This window comes from Streptomyces sp. NPDC004732, assembly GCF_040609235.1.
GTDB lineage: Bacteria > Actinomycetota > Actinomycetes > Streptomycetales > Streptomycetaceae > Streptomyces.
In genome coordinates this window covers 39023-57016 of the sequence record NZ_JBEXJR010000014.1, presented here as the reverse complement: position 1 = coordinate 57016, position 17994 = coordinate 39023, and the positions used below count along the sequence as shown (strand labels likewise).

The 17994-nt window shown below is 70.8% G+C and carries 13 protein-coding genes and 1 pseudogene; 8 read left to right on the top strand and 6 right to left on the bottom strand.

All coding sequences use genetic code 11. The features are described from left to right. Positions 1-97: 97 nt before the first annotated feature. The 4 genes and pseudogenes from ABZV77_RS34330 (at position 98) to pulA (ending at position 7129) form a co-directional block, all read left to right on the top strand. Positions 98-1747, top strand: coding sequence for a glycoside hydrolase family 13 protein (locus ABZV77_RS34330; RefSeq protein WP_356265677.1), 1650 nt, complete (start codon positions 98-100; stop codon positions 1745-1747). Then, complete coding sequence (locus ABZV77_RS34325; protein WP_356265674.1) at positions 1735-2799, top strand: LacI family DNA-binding transcriptional regulator; 1065 nt, start codon at positions 1735-1737, stop codon at positions 2797-2799. Before ABZV77_RS34330 ends, ABZV77_RS34325 begins: the two co-directional genes overlap by 13 nt. 100 nt (positions 2800-2899) lie before the next feature. Continuing rightward, positions 2900-4297 (top strand): annotated as a pseudogene (locus ABZV77_RS34320) (alpha-amylase family protein); the annotation flags it as partial. Positions 4298-4414: 117 nt separating this feature from the next. Next, positions 4415-7129 (top strand): pullulanase-type alpha-1,6-glucosidase, encoded by a 2715-nt coding sequence (gene pulA / locus ABZV77_RS34315; RefSeq protein WP_356265671.1) that lies wholly within the window; start codon positions 4415-4417, stop codon positions 7127-7129. Between the two features lie 309 nt (positions 7130-7438). Here the strand turns inward: pulA and ABZV77_RS34310 are convergent, their stop codons facing one another. Next, positions 7439-8449 carry an aldo/keto reductase gene (locus ABZV77_RS34310; protein ID WP_356265668.1) on the bottom strand — a complete coding sequence of 337 codons (1011 nt, stop codon included), beginning with the start codon at positions 8447-8449 and terminating at the stop codon, positions 7439-7441. A 153-nt stretch (positions 8450-8602) separates the two neighbouring features. Here ABZV77_RS34310 and ABZV77_RS34305 point away from each other — a divergent pair, with 153 nt between their 5' ends. Next, positions 8603-9526 carry a LysR substrate-binding domain-containing protein gene (locus ABZV77_RS34305; protein WP_356265665.1) on the top strand — a complete coding sequence of 308 codons (924 nt, stop codon included), beginning with the start codon at positions 8603-8605 and terminating at the stop codon, positions 9524-9526. Here ABZV77_RS34305 and ABZV77_RS34300 read toward each other — a convergent pair. Further along, positions 9510-10571: a chitinase gene (locus tag ABZV77_RS34300; RefSeq protein WP_356265662.1), complete on the bottom strand. Its 1062-nt coding sequence runs from the start codon at positions 10569-10571 to the stop codon at positions 9510-9512. The two genes, ABZV77_RS34305 and ABZV77_RS34300, sit on opposite strands and share 17 nt — an antisense overlap. A 110-nt stretch (positions 10572-10681) precedes the next feature. Continuing rightward, a complete protein-coding gene (locus tag ABZV77_RS34295) occupies positions 10682-11137 on the bottom strand; it encodes an Lrp/AsnC family transcriptional regulator (protein WP_356265659.1) in 456 nt (151 codons plus the stop codon). Between the two features lie 141 nt (positions 11138-11278). Between ABZV77_RS34295 and ABZV77_RS34290 the strand changes: the two genes are divergently transcribed. The 3 genes from ABZV77_RS34290 (at position 11279) to ABZV77_RS34280 (ending at position 15293) form a co-directional block, all read left to right on the top strand. Then, positions 11279-12304: an asparaginase gene (locus ABZV77_RS34290; RefSeq protein WP_356265656.1), complete on the top strand. Its 1026-nt coding sequence runs from the start codon at positions 11279-11281 to the stop codon at positions 12302-12304. A 125-nt stretch (positions 12305-12429) separates the two neighbouring features. Next, the gene (gene aspA / locus ABZV77_RS34285) at positions 12430-13845 is read left to right on the top strand and encodes an aspartate ammonia-lyase (RefSeq protein ID WP_356265653.1); all 1416 of its coding nucleotides are present in this window, start codon (positions 12430-12432) and stop codon (positions 13843-13845) included. A gap of 161 nt (positions 13846-14006) precedes the next feature. Beyond that, complete coding sequence (locus tag ABZV77_RS34280) at positions 14007-15293, top strand: phosphatase PAP2 family protein (RefSeq protein WP_356265984.1); 1287 nt, start codon at positions 14007-14009, stop codon at positions 15291-15293. Positions 15294-15303: 10 nt separating this feature from the next. Here ABZV77_RS34280 and ABZV77_RS34275 read toward each other — a convergent pair whose 3' ends face one another. The 3 genes from ABZV77_RS34275 to ABZV77_RS34265 form a co-directional block, all read right to left on the bottom strand. Next, positions 15304-15993 carry an HAD family phosphatase gene (locus ABZV77_RS34275; protein WP_356265651.1) on the bottom strand — a complete coding sequence of 230 codons (690 nt, stop codon included), beginning with the start codon at positions 15991-15993 and terminating at the stop codon, positions 15304-15306. Between the two features lie 26 nt (positions 15994-16019). Continuing rightward, the gene (locus ABZV77_RS34270; protein WP_356265648.1) at positions 16020-16502 is read right to left on the bottom strand and encodes an Lrp/AsnC family transcriptional regulator; all 483 of its coding nucleotides are present in this window, start codon (positions 16500-16502) and stop codon (positions 16020-16022) included. Positions 16503-16594: 92 nt separating this feature from the next. After that, complete coding sequence (locus tag ABZV77_RS34265) at positions 16595-17911, bottom strand: ricin-type beta-trefoil lectin domain protein (protein ID WP_356265645.1); 1317 nt, start codon at positions 17909-17911, stop codon at positions 16595-16597. Between the last annotated feature and the right edge of the window lie 83 nt (positions 17912-17994).

The following is a 17994-nucleotide window of genomic DNA, read 5'->3' as shown; positions in this document are numbered from 1 at the left end:
CCGCATCCGCCACCCGCACGGTGCGACCGCCACGTCGGCGGCGCCGGACCGACACCGTCCGGCGCCGCCCCCACCACACTCGATCCCCAGGGAAGACATGACCCAGCATCTCGCTGCCCCTGCCGCCCCCACCACCGAGACGCGCACGGACTGGTGGCGCGACGCGGTGATCTACCAGGTGTATCCGCGCAGCTTCGCCGACGGCAACGGCGACGGCATGGGCGACCTGGAGGGCATCCGCAGCCGACTGCCGTACCTCAGGGACCTCGGCGTCGACGCCGTCTGGCTCAGCCCCTTCTACGCGTCGCCGCAGGCCGACGCCGGATACGACGTCGCCGACTACCGCGCCATCGACCCCGTCTTCGGCAACCTCCTGGACGCCGACGCGGTCATCCGCGACGCCCACGAGCTCGGCCTGCGCATCATCGTGGACCTGGTGCCCAACCACTCCTCCGACCGCCACGACTGGTTCCGCCGGGCGCTGAGCGAGGGCCCGGGATCCCCGCTCAGGGAGCGCTACCACTTCCGTCCCGGCAAGGGCGCGAACGGCGAACTCCCGCCCAACGACTGGGAGTCCATCTTCGGCGGCCCCGCCTGGACCCGGCTGCCCGACGGCGAGTGGTACCTGCACCTCTTCGCGCCCGAGCAGCCCGACTTCAACTGGGAACACCCCGCCGTCCAGGACGAGTTCCGCTCGATCCTGCGCTTCTGGCTCGACATGGGCGTCGACGGCTTCCGCGTCGACGTCGCCCACGGCCTGGTGAAGGAGGCCGGGCTCCCCGACATCGGCCGCCACGACCAGCTCAAGCTGCTCGGCAACGACACCATGCCGTTCTTCGACCAGGACGGCGTGCACGAGATCTACCGCAGCTGGCGCCGCGTCCTCGAGGAGTACGAGGGCGAGCGCATCCTCGTCGCCGAGGCGTGGACGCCCACGGTCGAGCGCTCCGCCCACTACGTGCGGCCCGACGAGATGCACCAGGCCTTCAACTTCCAGTACTTGGGCACCTCGTGGGACTCCGCCGAACTGCGCGAGGTCATCGATGTGTCGCTGGCCGCGATGCGTCCCGTGGGCGCCCCCGCCACCTGGGTGCTCTCCAACCACGACGTGACCCGGCACGCCACGCGCCTCGCCAACCCGCCGGGCCTCGGCACCCAGCTGCGCACCGCGGGCGACCGCGAGCTCGGCCTGCGCCGCGCCCGCGCGGCGACCCTGCTGATGCTGGCGCTGCCCGGCTCCGCGTACCTGTACCAGGGCGAGGAGCTCGGTCTGCCCGACGTCACCGACCTGCCCGACGAGGTGCGCCAGGACCCGTCGTTCATCCGCGCCGAAGGGCAGGACGGCTTCCGGGACGGTTGCCGGGTGCCGATCCCGTGGACCACCGAGGGATCGTCGTACGGCTTCGGGGCGGGCGGCAGCTGGCTCCCGCAGCCCGCGAGCTGGGGCGGCCTCAGCGTGCAGGCCCAGACGGGCGATCCGGGCTCGACCCTGGAGCTGTACCGCAGCGCGCTCGCCGTGCGCCGCGCGGAGCCGGGGCTCGGCGCGGGCGTGGCCATCGAGTGGCTGGAGGCGCCCGAGGGTGTGCTCGCCTTCGCCCGCGAGGGCTTCGTGTGCACCGTGAACACCACCGCCGAGCCGGTGGAGATCCCGGCTCCCGGCCGGATCCTGCTGGGCAGCGAGGAGGCGGAGGTCACGGACGGAGCCGTGCGCCTGCCCGCCGACACCACCGTCTGGTGGGCGGTGTGACGCTGCCCTCCGTGCCGCGGGACGCCCACCGGGGCGCCCCGCGGCTCCTGGACATCGCGGCCCAGGCCGGTGTCAGCGAGGCCACCGCGAGCCGGGTGCTCAACGGCAAGGCGGGGGTCGCGGCGGCCACCCGCCGCCGCGTCCTCGCCGCCCTCGACATCCTCGGCTACGAGCGCCCCACCCGGCTGAAGCGGCGCAGCGCCGGTCTCGTCGGCCTGGTCATCCCCGAGCTCACCAACCCCATCTTCCCGGCCTTCGCGCAGGTCATCGAGCAGGTGCTCGCCGGGCACGGCTACACCCCGATGCTCTGTACGCAGATGCCGGGCGGCGCCACCGAGGACGAGCTGGTCGAGCAACTGGAGGACCGCGGGGTCAGCGGCATCATCTTCCTGTCGGGACTGCACGCCGACCTGACGGCCGACACCGCGCGCTACCGCGAACTGGCCCGCCGCAACGTGCCGTTCGTCCTCGTCAACGGCTTCAACGAGGACATCCCCGGCGCCTTCGTCTCGCCCGACGACCGCTCCGCGGTGCGCATGGCGGTGCGCCACCTCGTCGACCTCGGGCACGAGCGGATCGGTCTGGCCATCGGCCCGACGCGGTACGTTCCCTCGCTCCGCAAGGCGGAGGGGTTCACGGCGGCGCTGCACAGCATGCTCGGCCTGGACCGGGGAGAGGCCGAACGGCTGGTGCAGCGGACCCTGTTCACCGTCGAGGGCGGGCAGGCCGCGGCCGGAGCCCTGCTCGACCTGGGGTGCACGGCGATGGTCTGCGGCAGTGACCTGATGGCGCTCGGCGCGGTCAGGACGGTGCGGGAGCGCGGTCTTTCGGTGCCCGACGACGTCTCCGTGGTCGGCTTCGACGACTCCCAGCTCATCGCCTTCACCGATCCGCCGCTGACCACGGTGCGCCAGCCGGTGCAGGCGATGGCGACCGCCGCGGTCGGTGCCCTGCTCGAAGAGATCGACGGAAACCCCGTGCAGCGCACGGAGTTCGTGTTCCAGCCCGAGCTCGTCGTGCGCGGATCCACCGGGGTGTGTCCAGAGGGTTGACCCCATGCGGGGGGCGCCATACGGTCCAACCCGCAACAACTTGTGCTGACTTGCTGCAAGCACTTGCTGAAGGTTCCCCCAACGCGCAGGAGGTACCACCATGACCGGCCGGACCACCAAGAGCCGCAGACCCTTCGCCACCGCACTCGCCCTGATCGCGGGTGTCGCGGGCAGCGTCGTCGCCGGAGCGCCCGCGGCGCAGGCCGCGCCGCCCGGCGACAAGGACGTCACCGCCGTCCTCTTCGAGTGGAACTTCGCGTCGGTCGCCAAGGCCTGCACGGACCGGCTCGGCCCGGACGGCTACGGATACGTGCAGGTGTCGCCGCCGCAGGAGCGCATCCAGGGCGACGCCTGGTGGGCCGCGTACCAGCCGGTCAGCTACAAGATCGGCACCCGGCTCGGCGACCGCGCCGCCTTCAAGAGCATGGTCGGCACCTGCCACTCCGCCGGGGTGAAGGTCGTCACGGACGCCGTGATCAACCACATGACCAACGCCTCCGGCACCGGCTCGGCGGGGTCCGCCTTCACGAAGTACGACTACCCGGGCACGTACTCGTCCGCCGACATGGACGACTGCAAGGCGGACATCAGCAACTACCAGGACCGCTGGAACGTCCAGCACTGCGAACTGGGCGGCCTCGCCGACCTCGACACCGGCGAGGACTACGTCCGCGGCCGCATCGCCACGTACCTCAACGACCTCCTCTCGCTCGGCGTGGACGGCTTCCGCATCGACGCGGCCAAGCACATCCCCGTGGACGACCTCAAGAACATCAAGTCGCGGCTGAGCAACCCGGGCGTCTACTGGAAGCAGGAGACGCTGTACGGGGCAGGGGAAGCCGTCTCCCCGAGCGAGTACACCGCCACCGGTGATCCCCAGGAGTTCCGCTACGGCTGGGACCTGAAGCGGGTCTTCAACAACGAGAAGCTCGCCTACCTCAAGAACTTCGGCGAGGGCTGGGGTTATATGCCGGGCGGCACGACCTCGGTGTTCGTCGCCAACCACGACACCGAGCGCCACGGCCAGACCCTCAGCTACAAGGACGGCGCCAACTACACCCTCGCGCACGTCTTCATGCTGGCCTGGCCGTACGGATCCCCCGACGTCCAGTCCGGCTACGAGTTCAGCAACGCCGACGCGGGATCGCCCAACGGCGGTCAGGTGAAGGCCTGTTACAGCGACGGCTGGAAGTGCCAGCACGCCTGGCCGGAGATCCGCAGCATGGTCAAGTTCCGCAACGCCGCGCGCGGCGCTTCGGTCACCAACTGGTGGGACAACGGCAACAACACCATCGCCTTCGGCCGCGGCGACAAGGCGTACGTCGTCATCAACCACGAAGGGTCCGCCGTCAACCGCACCTTCCAGACCTCCCTGGCTGCGGGCACGTACTGCGACGTGCAGAGCGGCAGGAGCGTCACCGTGAACGGCTCGGGGCAGTTCACCGCGTCCGTCGCCCCGAACACGGCCCTCGCGCTGCACACCGGGGCCAAGAACTGCTGAACACCGGGGCCATGAACTGATGACCGGCCCCCCAAGACCGGCCGCCCGGCCCATCCGTGTCCCCGCTGCCGGGCGGCCGCACCTCTCTTCCGCACCCCTCAAGGAGAAACCGCCGTGACCGGCTCCCCGCGCCGCGCCGCCGTGACCGTGGCCCTCGCCCTGCTCGCCGCCACCGTGCCCCTGACCGCGACGGCCCTGCCGATGGCACCGTCGACGCCGTCCGCCGCGGCCGAGCAGGCCGATCCGCTGGACCTGTCGAAGTCGCGGGCCCAGTGGATCGACAGGAACACCCTCGCCTGGGACATCGGCACGGCGAACACGTACGAGCTCCTGTACGCACCCGGCGGCGGCCTCACGGTCGAGGACGGCGACATCGGGGGAGCCGCGGCGCACCGACTGCGCATCGCCCCGGTCGACGGCGGCCTCACCGGCGCCCAGAAAGCCAAGTTCCCGCACCTCAAGGGTTACGCGGCCTTCACCGTCGACCCCCGCGACCGCGACCGCATCCGCGCCGCCCTCACCGGCCAGCTCGTCGCCACCGCCCGGTCCGCCGACGGCACCCTGCGCTCCGCCACGGGCGTACAGACCCAGGGCGTCCTCGACGACCTCTACGGCAGGGCCGCCGCCAAGGCCAAGCTCGGCCCCCGCTTCGCGCACGGCCGCGTCACCCTCACCGTCTGGGCCCCCACCGCCCAGCAGGTCTCCCTCGACATCGGCGGCCGCACGGTGAAGATGCACCGGGACCACGCCTCCGGGGTCTGGTCGGCGACCGGGCCCGGCAGCTGGTCGGGCAAGGCCTACCGCTACGTCGTCGAGGTGTGGGCGCCGAGCGTCCGCAAGGTCGTCACCAACAAGGTCACCGACCCCTACTCCACCGCTCTCACCACCGGCTCCGAGCGCAGCCTCGCCGTCGACCTGGCCGACCCGAAGCTCGCCCCCAAGGGCTGGGACGCGCTGCGCAAGCCGAAGGCGACCCCGCTGCGCGACGCCCAGATCCAGGAGCTGCACGTCAGGGACTTCTCCATCGCGGACCGCACATCGGACCACCCGGGCCAGTACCTGGCGTTCACGGACAAGCAGTCCGACGGCATGAAGCACCTGCGCCGCCTCGCCCGCTCCGGCACGTCGTACGTACACCTGCTGCCCGTCTTCGACATCGGCACCGTCCCCGAGCGCCGCTCCGACCAGGCGACCCCCGACTGCGACCTGCCCGCGTACGCCCCCGACTCCGACGAGCAGCAGGCGTGCGTCACCAAGAGCGCGGGCAAGGACGCGTACAACTGGGGCTACGACCCGCTGCACTACACGGTCCCTGAGGGGGCCTACGCGAGCGACCCCGAGGGCACCCGCCGCACGGTGGAGTTCCGCAGGATGGTGCAGGGCCTCAACGGCTCGGGCCTGCGCACGGTGATGGACGTCGTCTACAACCACACCGTCGCCAGCGGCCAGGCCGACAAGTCCGTGCTGGACAAGATCGTGCCCGGCTACTACCAGCGTCTGGACGCCGACGGCGCGGTCGCCACCTCGACCTGCTGCGCCAACACGGCGCCCGAGAACACGATGATGGGCAAGCTCGTCGTCGACTCGATCGTCACCTGGGCCAAGCAGTACAAGGTCGACGGCTTCCGCTTCGACCTGATGGGACACCACCCCAAGGCCAACATCCTCGCCGTCCGCAAGGCGCTCGACGCGCTGACCCCGGCGAAGGACGGCGTCGACGGGAAGAGCATCGTCCTGTACGGCGAGGGGTGGAACTTCGGCGAGGTCGCCGACGACGCCCGATTCGTCCAGGCCACCCAGAAGAACATGGCGGGCACCGGCATCGCGACGTTCTCCGACCGCTCGCGCGACGCGCTGCGCGGCGGGGGCCCGTTCGACGAGGACCCGGGCGTCCAGGGCTTCGCCAGCGGCCTGTACACCGACCCCAACTCCGCCAAGGCGAACGGCACTCCGGCCGAACAGAAGGCCCGCCTCCTGCACTACCAGGACCTCATCAAGGTCGGCCTCTCCGGAAACCTCGCGGGCTTCACCTTCAAGGACTCGGCCGGTCGCACGGTCCGGGGAGCGGACGTCGACTACAACGGCGCTCCGGCCGGATACGCGGCGAAGCCCGGCGACGCCCTCTCCTACGCCGACGCGCACGACAACGAATCGCTCTACGACGCGCTCGCCTTCAAGCTGCCCAAGGGCACGGCGACGGCCGACCGCGCCCGCATGCAGGTCCTCGCCATGGCGACCGCCTCCCTCTCCCAGGGCCCTGCGCTCTCCCAGGCCGGTACGGACCTGCTGCGCTCCAAGTCCCTGGACCGCAACTCCTTCGACAGCGGCGACTGGTTCAACACGATCAACTGGGACTGCCGCGCGGGCAACGGCTTCGGCCGCGGTCTGCCCCCGGCCGCCGACAACAAGGACAAGTGGCCTTACGCCAAGCCCCTGTTGTCGTCCGCGGCCGCGCTCACCCCGGGCTGCGCGGAGATCAACGGCACGTCGGCCGCGTACCAGGACCTGCTGAGGATCCGGACGACCGAGCCGGAGTTCTCCCTCGCCACGGCAGGGCGGGTGCAGTCGGAGCTCTCCTTCCCGCTGTCGGGCACCGAGGCAGAGACGCCCGGTGTCATCACCATGCGGCTCGGCGACCTCGTGGTCGTGTTCAACGCGAGCCCGCAGACGCAGCGGCAGCGGGTCGGCGCGGCCGAGGGCGACCGATATGCCCTGCACCCGGTGCAGGCCTCCGGCGCCGACCGGACCGTCAAGTCATCGACGTACGAGCGGAGTTCGGGCACCTTCACCGTCCCCGCGCGAACGGTCGCGGTCTTCAGGCGCGGCTGATCGGCGCCGACGGCCCCTACCTGAAGTGAGGGCACGGCCTCGCGGGGCACCGGCGGCGTTGCAGATGGTGCTGTCGAGCGGGGCGGCAGCGCTGAGACCGTGTCGGACACGCAGAAGGCGTCAGTGCGTACCGCGAAGAGGCGGGTGAAGGGTGCTGAGGAGTCGACTGCGACTCGGACTCGGACTGTGATCCATGGTTCCCGCCTCCTCTCCACTCGGTGGCCGACCCTGATGCCCGACCTGACGGAAGTGTCCCCACCGTAGGCAGACGACGGTGGGGACACCAGGGGCCGAAGGTCCCGAAGGGGGTCAGGCGTTGTGGGGCAGGGGTGCGGTGGGGCTGACGAGGCCCGTAGCGCGCAGGTCCGTCCAGAAGGCCGCGGGGATGGTCTCGTTCAGGGCGGCGGTGTCCTCGGCTATGCGGCCGGGGCGGGTGGCGCCGGGGATGACGGCGGCGGTCGCCGGGTGGGCGAGGGAGAACTGCAGGGCCGCGGCCTTGATGCTCACGCCGTGCCGCTGGGCGAGGGACTTGAGGCTGCCGACCCGCTCGACGATCTCGGCCGGAGCCTCCTGGTACTCGAAGTGGGTGCCACCGGCGAGGATGCCGGAGCTGTAGGGGCCGCCGACGACCATGTCGACGCCCTGCTCCTGGGCCGTGGGCAGCAGCCGCTGGAGGGCGTGCCCGTGGTCGAGGAGGGTGTAGCGGCCCGCGAGGAGGAAGCCGTCGGGGCGCGGCTCGTCCAGGGCGAGGGTCAGCTCGATGGGCTCGGTCTTGTTGACGCCCAGGCCCCAGGCCTTGATCACGCCTTCGTCGCGCAGCCGGGACAGGACGCGGAAGGCGCCGGTGCGGGCCTCCTCGAACTTCTGCAGCCACTGGTCGCCGTGGAAGTCCTGGGCGATGTCATGGACCCAGACGATGTCCAGGCGGTCGGTCCCCAGGCGCTTGAGGCTGTCCTCGATGGAGCGCTCGGTGGCCTCGGCGGTCCACTCGTGGACGATCTTGTTGGGGTTGCCGTGCTCGAACAGGCCGCCCTTCTCGCCGAAGTCGGGAGTGGCGGTCTCGTGCTCGTCCAGGATGACGCGGCCGACCTTGGTGGACAGGACGTAGGAGTCGCGCGGCTTGGTGGCGAGCACCTCGCCGAGCCGGCTCTCGGCGAGTCCGGCGCCGTAGAAGGGCGCCGTGTCGAAGTAGCGGATGCCGTGGTCCCAGGCGGCCTCGACGGTGGCGCGGGCCTCGTCGTCGGGGATGGCGCGGAACATGTTGCCGAGCGGGGCGGTGCCGAAGCCGAGACGGCCGGGGAGGAGGGAGGTGATGCCCATGGGGAAGATCCTTGCGTCGATCGTGGTCTGCGGATTTCGGAGAGATTCACTCGGTTCGTCCGGTTCCGCGGCTCTTGCTCCCTCGAGGCTAGGATCGCTAGGTCAGACTGTCCAAGACTCGCTTGGACACACTTGAGTCCCCCGAGGTCTTACATGCTTGACCTGCGACAACTCCGCTATTTCGTGACCGTGGCCGAGGAGGAGCACGTCGGAAGGGCCGCCGAACGCCTGCACATCTCGCAGTCCCCGCTCAGCCGCCAGATCGCCCAGCTGGAGAAGGGCCTGGGCCTGACGCTCTTCGAGCGCAGCCAGCAGCGCATCCGGCTCACCTCCGACGGCCGGGTCTTCCTCGCCGAGGCCACGGCCCTGCTGCGGCACGCGGACCGCCTGGAGAACCTCGGCCGTCGCCTCGGCCGCGGCGACGAGGGCGGGCTGTGCGTGGGATACGTGAGCGACGCCATGCACACCGGCCTGTTGCCCACGTCCCTGCGCACGCTCAACGAGGGCCGCCCCGGCATCCACGTGGCGCTCTACGCCCTGACCGCCGCCGAGCAGTTCGAGGGGCTGCGCCAACGCAGCCTGGACATCGCCCTGGTGCCGGAGACGCCGCCCGCGGACGACCCGGATCTGCGCGGTGAGCTCCTGCTCGAGGACCCGCTGCTCCTGGCCGTGCCCAGCGGTCATCCGCTGGCCGAGGCGGCGGAGTTGCTGCCCGGGGATCTCGACGGGCTGCCCTGGATCGCCGTCGAGGACGGCCAGGACCACGTGTGGCGGGACGACTTCGTCGCCGCGTGCGCCGCCGCGGGGTTCACCCCCGACATCCGGTTCGAGGCTCCCGAGCCCCTGACCGCGCTGGGCCTGGTGGCGTCGGGTCTCGGGCTGGCGTTCGTGCAGAAGAGCATGGTGCGCGGTGGTGCGGCGGGTGTCACCGTCCGCGAACTCCCCTGGTTCCCGCGGTCCGTGCGGCTGTGGGCCGTGTGGCACCGGATCGACCTGCGTCCGGTCGTCGCGTCGTTCCGTACGACCGTCCTCGCCGCCGGTGCCGACACGGGCCCGCAGGTCAGGTCAGCCGGTTGAAGTTGTCGCCGAACGTCCAGCCCTTCGAGCCGTCCCAGTTGATGGACCAGGTCATCAGGCCCTTGAGGGCGCCGTTGTAGTGGTTCCAGGCCTGGGAGACGAGGCTCGGGGACATGTAGCCGCCGCCTGCGCCCGGTTGGGCGGGGAGACCGGGGACCTGCTTGTCGTAGGGGACCTTGATGGTGGTGCCCTGGATGGTCAGGCCCTTGTTGAGGCAGTCGGTCTGGGCGGTGAAGCCCTGCACGGTGCCCGCGGAGTAGGAGTCGCCGGAGCAGCCGTACATGCTGCCGTTGTAGTACTGCATGTTGAGCCACCACAGGCGGCCGTTGTCCGCGTACTTCTTGACGATCGGCAGGTACGCGCCCCAGATCGAGCCGTAGACGACGCTGCCGCCGGTGACGTACGCCGTCTCGGGGGCCATCGTCAGGCCGAAGCCCGCGGGCATCTGGGCGAGCACGCCGTCGATGATGCGGATCAGGTTGGACTGCGAGGGCGAGAGCTGGTTGATGTTGCCGCTGCCCACCAGGCCCGTCTCGATGTCGATGTCGATGCCGTCGAAGTTGTACTTCTTCAGGATCGGCACGATCGTCTCGACGAAGCGGTCGGCGACCTTGGTGGAGTTCAGGTCGATGCCCGCCGCGGCGCCGCCGATGGACATCAGGATGGTGGCGCCGTCCGCCTTCGCCTGGCACATCTCGGCGGGGGTCGCGACCTTCACCGTCGCGTCCATGCCGTCCTCCCACAGGACGGTGCCGTCGGAGCGGATGACGGGGAAGGCCGCGTTGATGACGTTGTAGCCGTGCTGCTTGATGCGGCTGTCGGTGATGGGGGTCCAGCCGAACGGCGGGTGCACGCCGTTGGACGCGCCGTCCCAGTTCTCCCAGTACCCCTGGAGCACCTTGCCCGCGGGTTTCGGCTTGTTCGCGCAGGTGTCGGCCTGCGGTGCGGCGGGGGTGGGGGCGGGGGCCGCCGCGGTGGCGGGCAGCTGTGCGACACAGGCCAGTGCCAGGGCTGACCCCAGCAGGCTCAACGTCCGACCGATCACGCGGTGCTCCCTGGATGCGGAGGGGATCTGGAGACGTGCCTCGTGCGGTGCGTCAACTTAGGCTGGTACAGACCAGGCGTCAATAGGTCTGTACCAAAGGGAAGTTGGCCCTAGCCGTCCACCGGCAGGCCCTGGGGCTCCTTGATGCGCTTCATGATGATCTGGGAGTTGACCTCGGTGACTCCCGCCAGCGTGGTGAGCCGCTCGATCCAGAGCCGTTCGTACGCGGCGAGGTCGGCGACCGCGATGCGCAGCAGACAGCCGGGGCTGCCGAACAGGCGGTGCGCCTCGATGACGTCCGGAATGTCCTGGAGTGCCGCCTCGAAGGCCTCGACGGTCTCGCGGTCGCGGCGCACCTCGATGGAGACGAGCACCTCGAAGCCCCGGCCGACCGCTTCCGGTGCGACGACCGCGCGGTACCCCTGGATCACGCCGTCGAGCTCCAGCTGGCGCACTCGGCGCATGCAGGGCGAGGCGCTGAGGCCGACCCGTGCGGCGAGTTCCTGATTGGTCAGTCGCCCGTCGTTCTGCAGCTCACGCAAGATGTTGCGATCGATCTCGTCCATGGCGCAATTATCCACCACGTATATTGCACAGGCGTCCGATTTTGGCGAGCACATTGCGTAATGTTCGATCTATCCTTGCGGCGAGGCTGCCCACTGCTCAGGGGGCTGATGTTCCTCAGGTTCCCTGGGAGGTACGCAGACGTGGAAGCACAGGCGCGCAGGATCGTCGTCATCAGCACCGGCGGGACGATCGCCAGCCGCTGGCAGGGGACCGGTTTCGCCGCCGACGCCCCCGGCCGCGAGGTGCTCGCCACAGCCGCGATACCCCACGCCATCACGTCCGAGGTCATCGACCTGTTCAACGTGAACAGCCCGCGGCTGACCTCCGCCCAGCAGCTCACCCTCCTGCGCACCGTGCACGAGGTCCTCGCCGACCCCGGCGTCGACGGCATCGTCGTCACCCACGGCACGGACACCCTTGAGGAGTCCGCCTTCCTCCTCGACCTGCACCACGACGACCCCCGGCCGGTCGTCTTCACCGGCGCCCAGAAGCCGCTCGGCGCCGAGGACGGCGACGGCCCCGGCAACCTCTACGACGCGCTGCTCACCGCCGCGACCGTCCGCGACCTCGGCGTGCTGGTCGTCTTCGACGGCAAGGTGCACGCCGCACGCGGCACCGTGAAGACCCAGACCCTCGCCGCCGACGCCTTCGCCGACCCGTCAGGGCCGCCCGTCGGCAAGGTCGGCTTCGGCAAGGTCTCGATACTGCACCGCCCGGCGCGCCCCGAGCCGCTGCCGCTGCCCGCGGCCGACGCGACCCTGCCGCGCATCGACATGGTCATGCATCACGTGGACGCCGACCCGCTCTTCGTGGAGACGGCCGTCGCGGCGGGCGCCCAGGGCATCGTGCTCGTCGCCACGGGGGCGGGCAACGCGACCCCCGAGTTCGTCGGCGCCGTCACCGCGGCGATCGAGCAGGGCGTCCTGGTCGCCCTCACCACCCGGGTCCAGGGCGGGCCCGTCACCGAGATCTACACGCACGGCGGGGCGGTCGACCTGGCGGCCGCCGGGGCGGTGCTCATGGGGACGTTGCGCGCCGGGCAGGCGCGGAGTGCGGTGCTTGCGGCGCTGCTTTCGGCCTCCGGCCCGGGGGAGCGTATCTCTGCCCTGCGTCATGCCGTCGGTTCGGTGGAGGCTCTGGACGGGGGAGAGGCTGCGGCTGCCTGAGTGTTTCCGTCCGCAGGGCCGTCGGGGCTGGTCGCGCAGTTCCCCGCGCCCCTGAACGGCACCTGTCCCCGCCCCAGAAGCAAGCACAGGGCGCCTCCGCGCCCGGAAGAGAACACGCACACACCATGAGCACCACCCCCGCCCCCACCCCTGCCCTCCGTCGCGAGCACGACCTGCTCGGCGACCGTGACGTCCCCGCCGACGCGTACTGGGGCATCCACTCCCTGCGCGCCACGGAGAACTTCCCCATCACGGGCATCCCGATCTCCGTGTACCCGCAGCTCATCGACGCGCTCGCCGCCGTCAAGGAGGCCGCGGCCCGCGCCAACGAGGAGCTGGGACTGCTCCCCGCGGCCAAGGCCGACGCCATCGCGGCGGCCTGCCGGGAGATCCGCGCGGGGCGGCTGCACGACCAGTTCGTCGTCGACGTCATCCAGGGCGGCGCGGGCACCTCCACCAACATGAACGCCAACGAGGTCGTCGCGAACCGCGCCCTCGAACTCCTCGGGCACCCCAAGGGCGCGTACGAACACCTGCACCCGAACGAGGACGTCAACCTCAGCCAGTCCACCAACGACGTCTATCCGACCGCGGTGAAGGTCGCGACGGTCAGCGCCGTGCACGGGCTGCTGCGCGCGATGTCGGTGGTGCAGGACGCGTTCGCGGCGAAGGCACTCGAGTTCCGCGACGTACTGAAGATGGGGCGCACCCAGCTCCAGGACGCGGTGCCGATGACCCTCGGCCAGGAGTTCTCCGCCTACGCCGTGATGATCGACGAGGACCGCGCGCGGCTGGCCGAGGCCGTCGAGCTCATCCACGAGATCAACCTCGGCGCCACCGCCATCGGCACGGGCCTCAACGCACCCGCCGGGTACGCCGAGACCGCCCGCCGGCACCTCGCCGAGATCACCGGCATGCCGCTGGTGACCGCCGCCAATCTGGTCGAGGCGACGCAGGACTGCGGCGCCTTCGTGCACCTGTCCGGCGTCCTGAAGCGCATCGCGGTCAAGCTCTCCAAGAGCTGCAACGACCTGCGGCTCCTCTCGTCGGGCCCGCGCGCGGGGTTCAACGAGATCAATCTGCCGCCGGTGCAGGCCGGGTCGAGCATCATGCCGGGCAAGGTCAACCCGGTGATCCCCGAGGTCGTCAACCAGGTCGCCTTCGAGGTGATCGGCAACGACGTCACCATCACCATGGCCGCCGAGGCGGGCCAGCTCCAGCTCAACGCCTTCGAGCCGGTCATCCTGCACTCGCTCGCGAAGAGCATCACCTCGCTGCGCGCGGCCTGCCTGACGCTCGCCGAGCGGTGCGTGACGGGCATCACCGCCAACACGGAGGTGCTGCGCGCCTCGGTGGAGACCTCCATCGGCCTGGTCACCGCGCTCAACCCGCACATCGGATACACCGCGGCCACGGAGATCGCCCAGGAGGCGCTGAGCACCGGCCGGGGCGTCGCCGAACTTGTTCTTGAGAAGGGTCTGTTGCCCGCGGAACGCCTCGCGGAGCTGCTCACCCCCGAGCGAGTGGCCGGAGCCGCCTGACCGGCGCCGGGCTCGGATAGCATGATCCGGCCCCGGCGAGAGTGAGCTATTTCAGCCCACGCACCTAACAAACGGCCAGACTATTGATATCTAAAGCACCGCGGATATCTCCGCACAAAGACCGCACACAGCTGATCTCGGCGCTGCGCAGCCCCCGGGTGATCCTGTGGGCCGCGGCGGGTCTGGTGACCCTCGGGTTCCTCATCGCGCTGGAGATCGCCTCGCGGCACTACGGTCTGCCGGGGCCGATCTCCAACCAGGCGAGCGAGGTCGTCTTCGCGCCGAAGTCGGGGCCGCTGCTGTACGCCAGCATGGCGCTGATGATGGTGGTGCTCACCTGGCGGCAGCGGCTCATCGCCTTCGGTGTCGCGGTCGGTATCGACGTCGTCTTCTTCCTGGTGCGGTGGGCGGTCGGCGCCGACCAGATGTTCGGCAACGGTGCGCTGTGGGTGATCCTGGGCTGTGGGGTCATCGCCGTCACGCGCCGCAGCGGCCCGGAACGGGTGCTGCTCCTGAAGGGTGTCGGGCTCGGCCTGCTCCTCGTGGCGGGTCGCAAGACCGGTGACGCCTGGCTGCTCATCACGTCGAAGACCCGCCCGACGGTGCTCGATCCGTACGTGGCCGTCGCCGACCACGCGCTGGGCAACCCGTCGTGGCTGGTGGGCCGGATGGTCGAGGCCACGGGCCCGGTCGGCTCGCACGTCCTGGACTGGGTCTACATCCAGCTCGCGGTGGCCGCGGTCTGCGTCTCGCTGTACCAGCTGCGCAACGTCGCGAGGGACGGCCGCTTCCCCGGCCACTACCTGGTGCGCACCTTCCTGGTGATCGGCCTGGTCGGACCCGCCATCTACATGATCTTCCCGGTGGTCGGGCCGATCTTCGCCTACGGGGACGGCGCGTTCGGCACCGGCGGCGGACAGTGGGCCCTCGCCGACCTGTGGCCGCACACGGCACCCACGATCAGCACCCCGCACGCGATGCCGTACGACGGGATCACCCCGCGCAACTGCATGCCGAGCCTGCACACGGCATGGGCCACCGCGATCTTCATCCACTCCCGCAAGGGCCCGCGCCTGCTGCGTTACGCGGGCACCTTCTGGCTGGTCGCCACGCTCGGCGCCACCCTGGGCTTCGGCTACCACTACGGCGCGGACCTCATCGCCGGTGTCGTGTTCGCGTTCACCATCGACGCGGCCCTGCGCTCCTTCGACCGCGGCTGGGACCGGGCGGGCATCCGGCTGGTCGCCTACGGCACGGGCGTCTTCGCCGCGCTCCTGGTGTCGTACCGCTACCTGCCGATGCAGATGGCCGAGTACCCGTGGCTGGCCGGACCGCTGCTCATCCTGGCGATGGCCTCGGTGATCCAGGGCTACCTGTGGACCACCCGGCTCTGGGAGCCGAAGCCCGTACCCGCACAGAAGCCGGAACCGCAGCCCGAGCTGGTGTGAGGCGCCGCTCTCACTCCCGGCCCGCCGCCAGCACGTCCAGCGCCGCCTGCGCCGTGAACTCGTGCTGGCCGCCCCGGAACAGCAGCTCCGCGGCGGCGAAGGCCGGGTCGTCCGCGTGGGCGGCGACGTAGGGGACCGCGACGCAGCGCATGCCCGCCGCGTGCGCCGCAGCGGCCCCCGGCGCCGCGTCCTCGAAGACCACGCAGTCCGCGGGTTCCGCGCCGAGCAGCGCGGCCGCCGCCAGGAACACGTCCGGCGCAGGCTTGCCGCGCGGGACCTCCTCGGCGGAGACGAACGTGGTCAGCCGGGCGTCCAGGCCCGTACCGGCCAGGATCGCCTCGATGGCCGCGCGCGAGGAGCCGGACGCCACGGCCATCGGCACCCCCGCGTCGTGCAGCTGCTCGACGAGCTTGCGCATCTCCGGGTAGACCGGCGTGTCGGCGCGGGCCAGCGCCAGATAGCGGCGGTCGAGGTCGGCGAGCAGGTCGGCCACCGATGCCGCGATCCCGTACTCCCGCTGCCAGAGGGCGAGCGTCTCGTGGGAGCTGATGCCGACGTACTGCTCGTTGTCGACCCAGGTGTACTCCCGGCCCGTGCGCTCGGCGAGCAGGGCCCGCGAGGCTTCGTAGTAATTGGGCTCGCTGTCCACGAGAGTGCCGTCGAGGTCGAAGACGACCGAGGTCCTGCCGAAGGTGCTCATGACCTCCAGCATGCCAAACCGCCTGGTCAAACCTGCCCGGTGGCCGACCTGCCGACCGATTCGACCAGCGGGAGCAGCCGGTGCGGCACCCGCTCCCGCAGCGCCATCTCCGTCCGGGTGCGCACCACGCCCGGCAGGTTGATCAGCTGCTGGATGACGTCCTCCAGGTGCCCGTTGTCGCGGGCCGCGACCCGGGTCAGCAGATCGCCGCCGCCCGTGATCGAGTGCGCCTCGATGATCTCCGGCACGGCGGCGAGCGCGTCGCCCACCTCGTCCAGGTGCCCCTGGGTGACCTCGATGTGGACGAAGGCGAGCACGGGGTGGCCGAGCGCGGCGGGGGAGAGGAAGGGGCCCGTGCCGGTGATCACGCCGTCCCGCTCCATGCGGTCGAGCCTGGCCTGCAGGGTGCCCCGGGCGATGCCGAGGACGCGGGCGTACTCGCGCAGGCTGGTGCGGGGCTGTTCGAGGAGCAGCCGGAGGATGCGGGTGTCGAGTTCGTCGACGGCCATGGTCCGAGGTTCTCCCAGGTGGGCGGGGTTGATCGCAGGTGACTGTAGCCGCTTCGGCTGCTCCCGCGGACGCGCCCGCCCACCCCGGCGCGCTACTTGGGCGTGACCCAGACCTGGCGCTTGTACGTGTTCGCCGTGGACAGCTGGACCTTGGTGCTGTTGGCGGTGGAGCCGCCCGTCACATCGAGGACCTTGCCGGAGGCGACGTGCACGATCTGGCCCTTGGCGTTGACCTTCCAGCGCTGGGAGGCGCCGCCGGTGCAGTCCGAGAGGGAGATCTTGTTGCCGTTGGTGCTCGCGTTGCGGTAGTTGTCCAGGCACTTGCCCAGGGCGCGGATCGAGCCGTCCTTCTGGAGGATCCAGGACTGCCCGGCACCCTTGTTGCAGGTGTAGATCTGGATCTGGGTGCCGTTGGCCGCCTTGCCGCCCTTGGTGTCCAGGCACTTGCTGCCGATGCCGGTCACCTTGCCCTGCGGGGGCAGCGCGGCGCCGCCGCCGCGGGCCAGGTAACGCAGGCCCTGCATGTCGTACTGCTGGACGTAGGTGCCCGCGCGCTTGTCCTGGTACGCGGTGGTGGGCGTGCACATCACCGGGAACTGGCCGGAGTCCGACCCCTTGACGCAGTCGCCGCGGGTCGCGCTGCGGTTGGCGTGCCCGAGGCCCATCGTGTGCCCGAGCTCGTGGCTGATGTGGTTGCGGAAGTAGGTCTCGCCCATGGACGGGGCGGGCTTCCCGCTCGCGGTGAGGAACTCGTCGTCGATGTACGCGTGCCCGCTGGTCACCGTGTCGGCGACGGACGAGGCGTAGAAGCCGCAGCTCAGGCTCTTGCTGCCGGACCCGTCGCGGACCACCTTCCAGCCCGTGGAGCCGCCGTCGGACGGGGGCACACAGGGCCGGTGCAGGACGCCGACGACGATCTCGCCCTTGGGCCGGACGTAGTCCCAGCCCACCGGCTGCGTATCGACACTGATGGGGAGCGTCGTGACGCGCTGGAGCTCCGCGGCGGACTTCTTCACGTAGGGCGCGAGCCAGTCGGCGGACTTCTTGTCGTAGAACTTGATGGTGTAGCCGGTGGCGAGGTACTTGGACGCGCCGCCCGAATTCCAGCCCGTGCCGTGCGGGGCAGCGGCCGCGGCACGCCCCGAGGAGGCCGACGGCGCTGCCGAGCGCGCCGCGGGTGCCGACTTGAACGACATGACGCCGTCCTCGAACGACGTGCCGTCCGAGCGGGTGGCGCCGAAGTCCGCCGCCTCGGCGGCCGGGTGGGCCGCCGTCGGCTTCTCGTCGCCGCCGCCGGTGCCGAACGCGACGGGCGACAGCTGGACCCCCGCCACGATGGCCGCAGCGGCGCCCACACCGGCCATCGCCATGCGGCGCTTGCGCGCGCCGCGCTTACGTATGGAACTCAATTCCCCGTTGTCCTCTCACTGACGAGCATGTGTCGGCCCCGGGTCCGCTCCAGTGCGGGATCCGGGGCCGAACAGATGATAGG

Bases quoted from the DNA above. Each gene is read 5' to 3' on its own strand.
- ABZV77_RS34295 (WP_356265659.1), bottom strand. From the start codon at position 11,137: ATGGACGAGATCGATCGCAACATCTTGCGTGAGCTGCAGAACGACGGG.
- ABZV77_RS34330 (WP_356265677.1), top strand. From the start codon at position 98: ATGACCCAGCATCTCGCTGCCCCTGCCGCCCCCACCACCGAGACGCGC.
- aspA (WP_356265653.1), top strand. From the start codon at position 12,430: ATGAGCACCACCCCCGCCCCCACCCCTGCCCTCCGTCGCGAGCACGAC.
- ABZV77_RS34310 (WP_356265668.1), bottom strand. From the start codon at position 8,449: ATGGGCATCACCTCCCTCCTCCCCGGCCGTCTCGGCTTCGGCACCGCC.
- ABZV77_RS34275 (WP_356265651.1), bottom strand. From the start codon at position 15,993: ATGAGCACCTTCGGCAGGACCTCGGTCGTCTTCGACCTCGACGGCACT.
- ABZV77_RS34270 (WP_356265648.1), bottom strand. From the start codon at position 16,502: ATGGCCGTCGACGAACTCGACACCCGCATCCTCCGGCTGCTCCTCGAA.
- ABZV77_RS34305 (WP_356265665.1), top strand. From the start codon at position 8,603: ATGCTTGACCTGCGACAACTCCGCTATTTCGTGACCGTGGCCGAGGAG.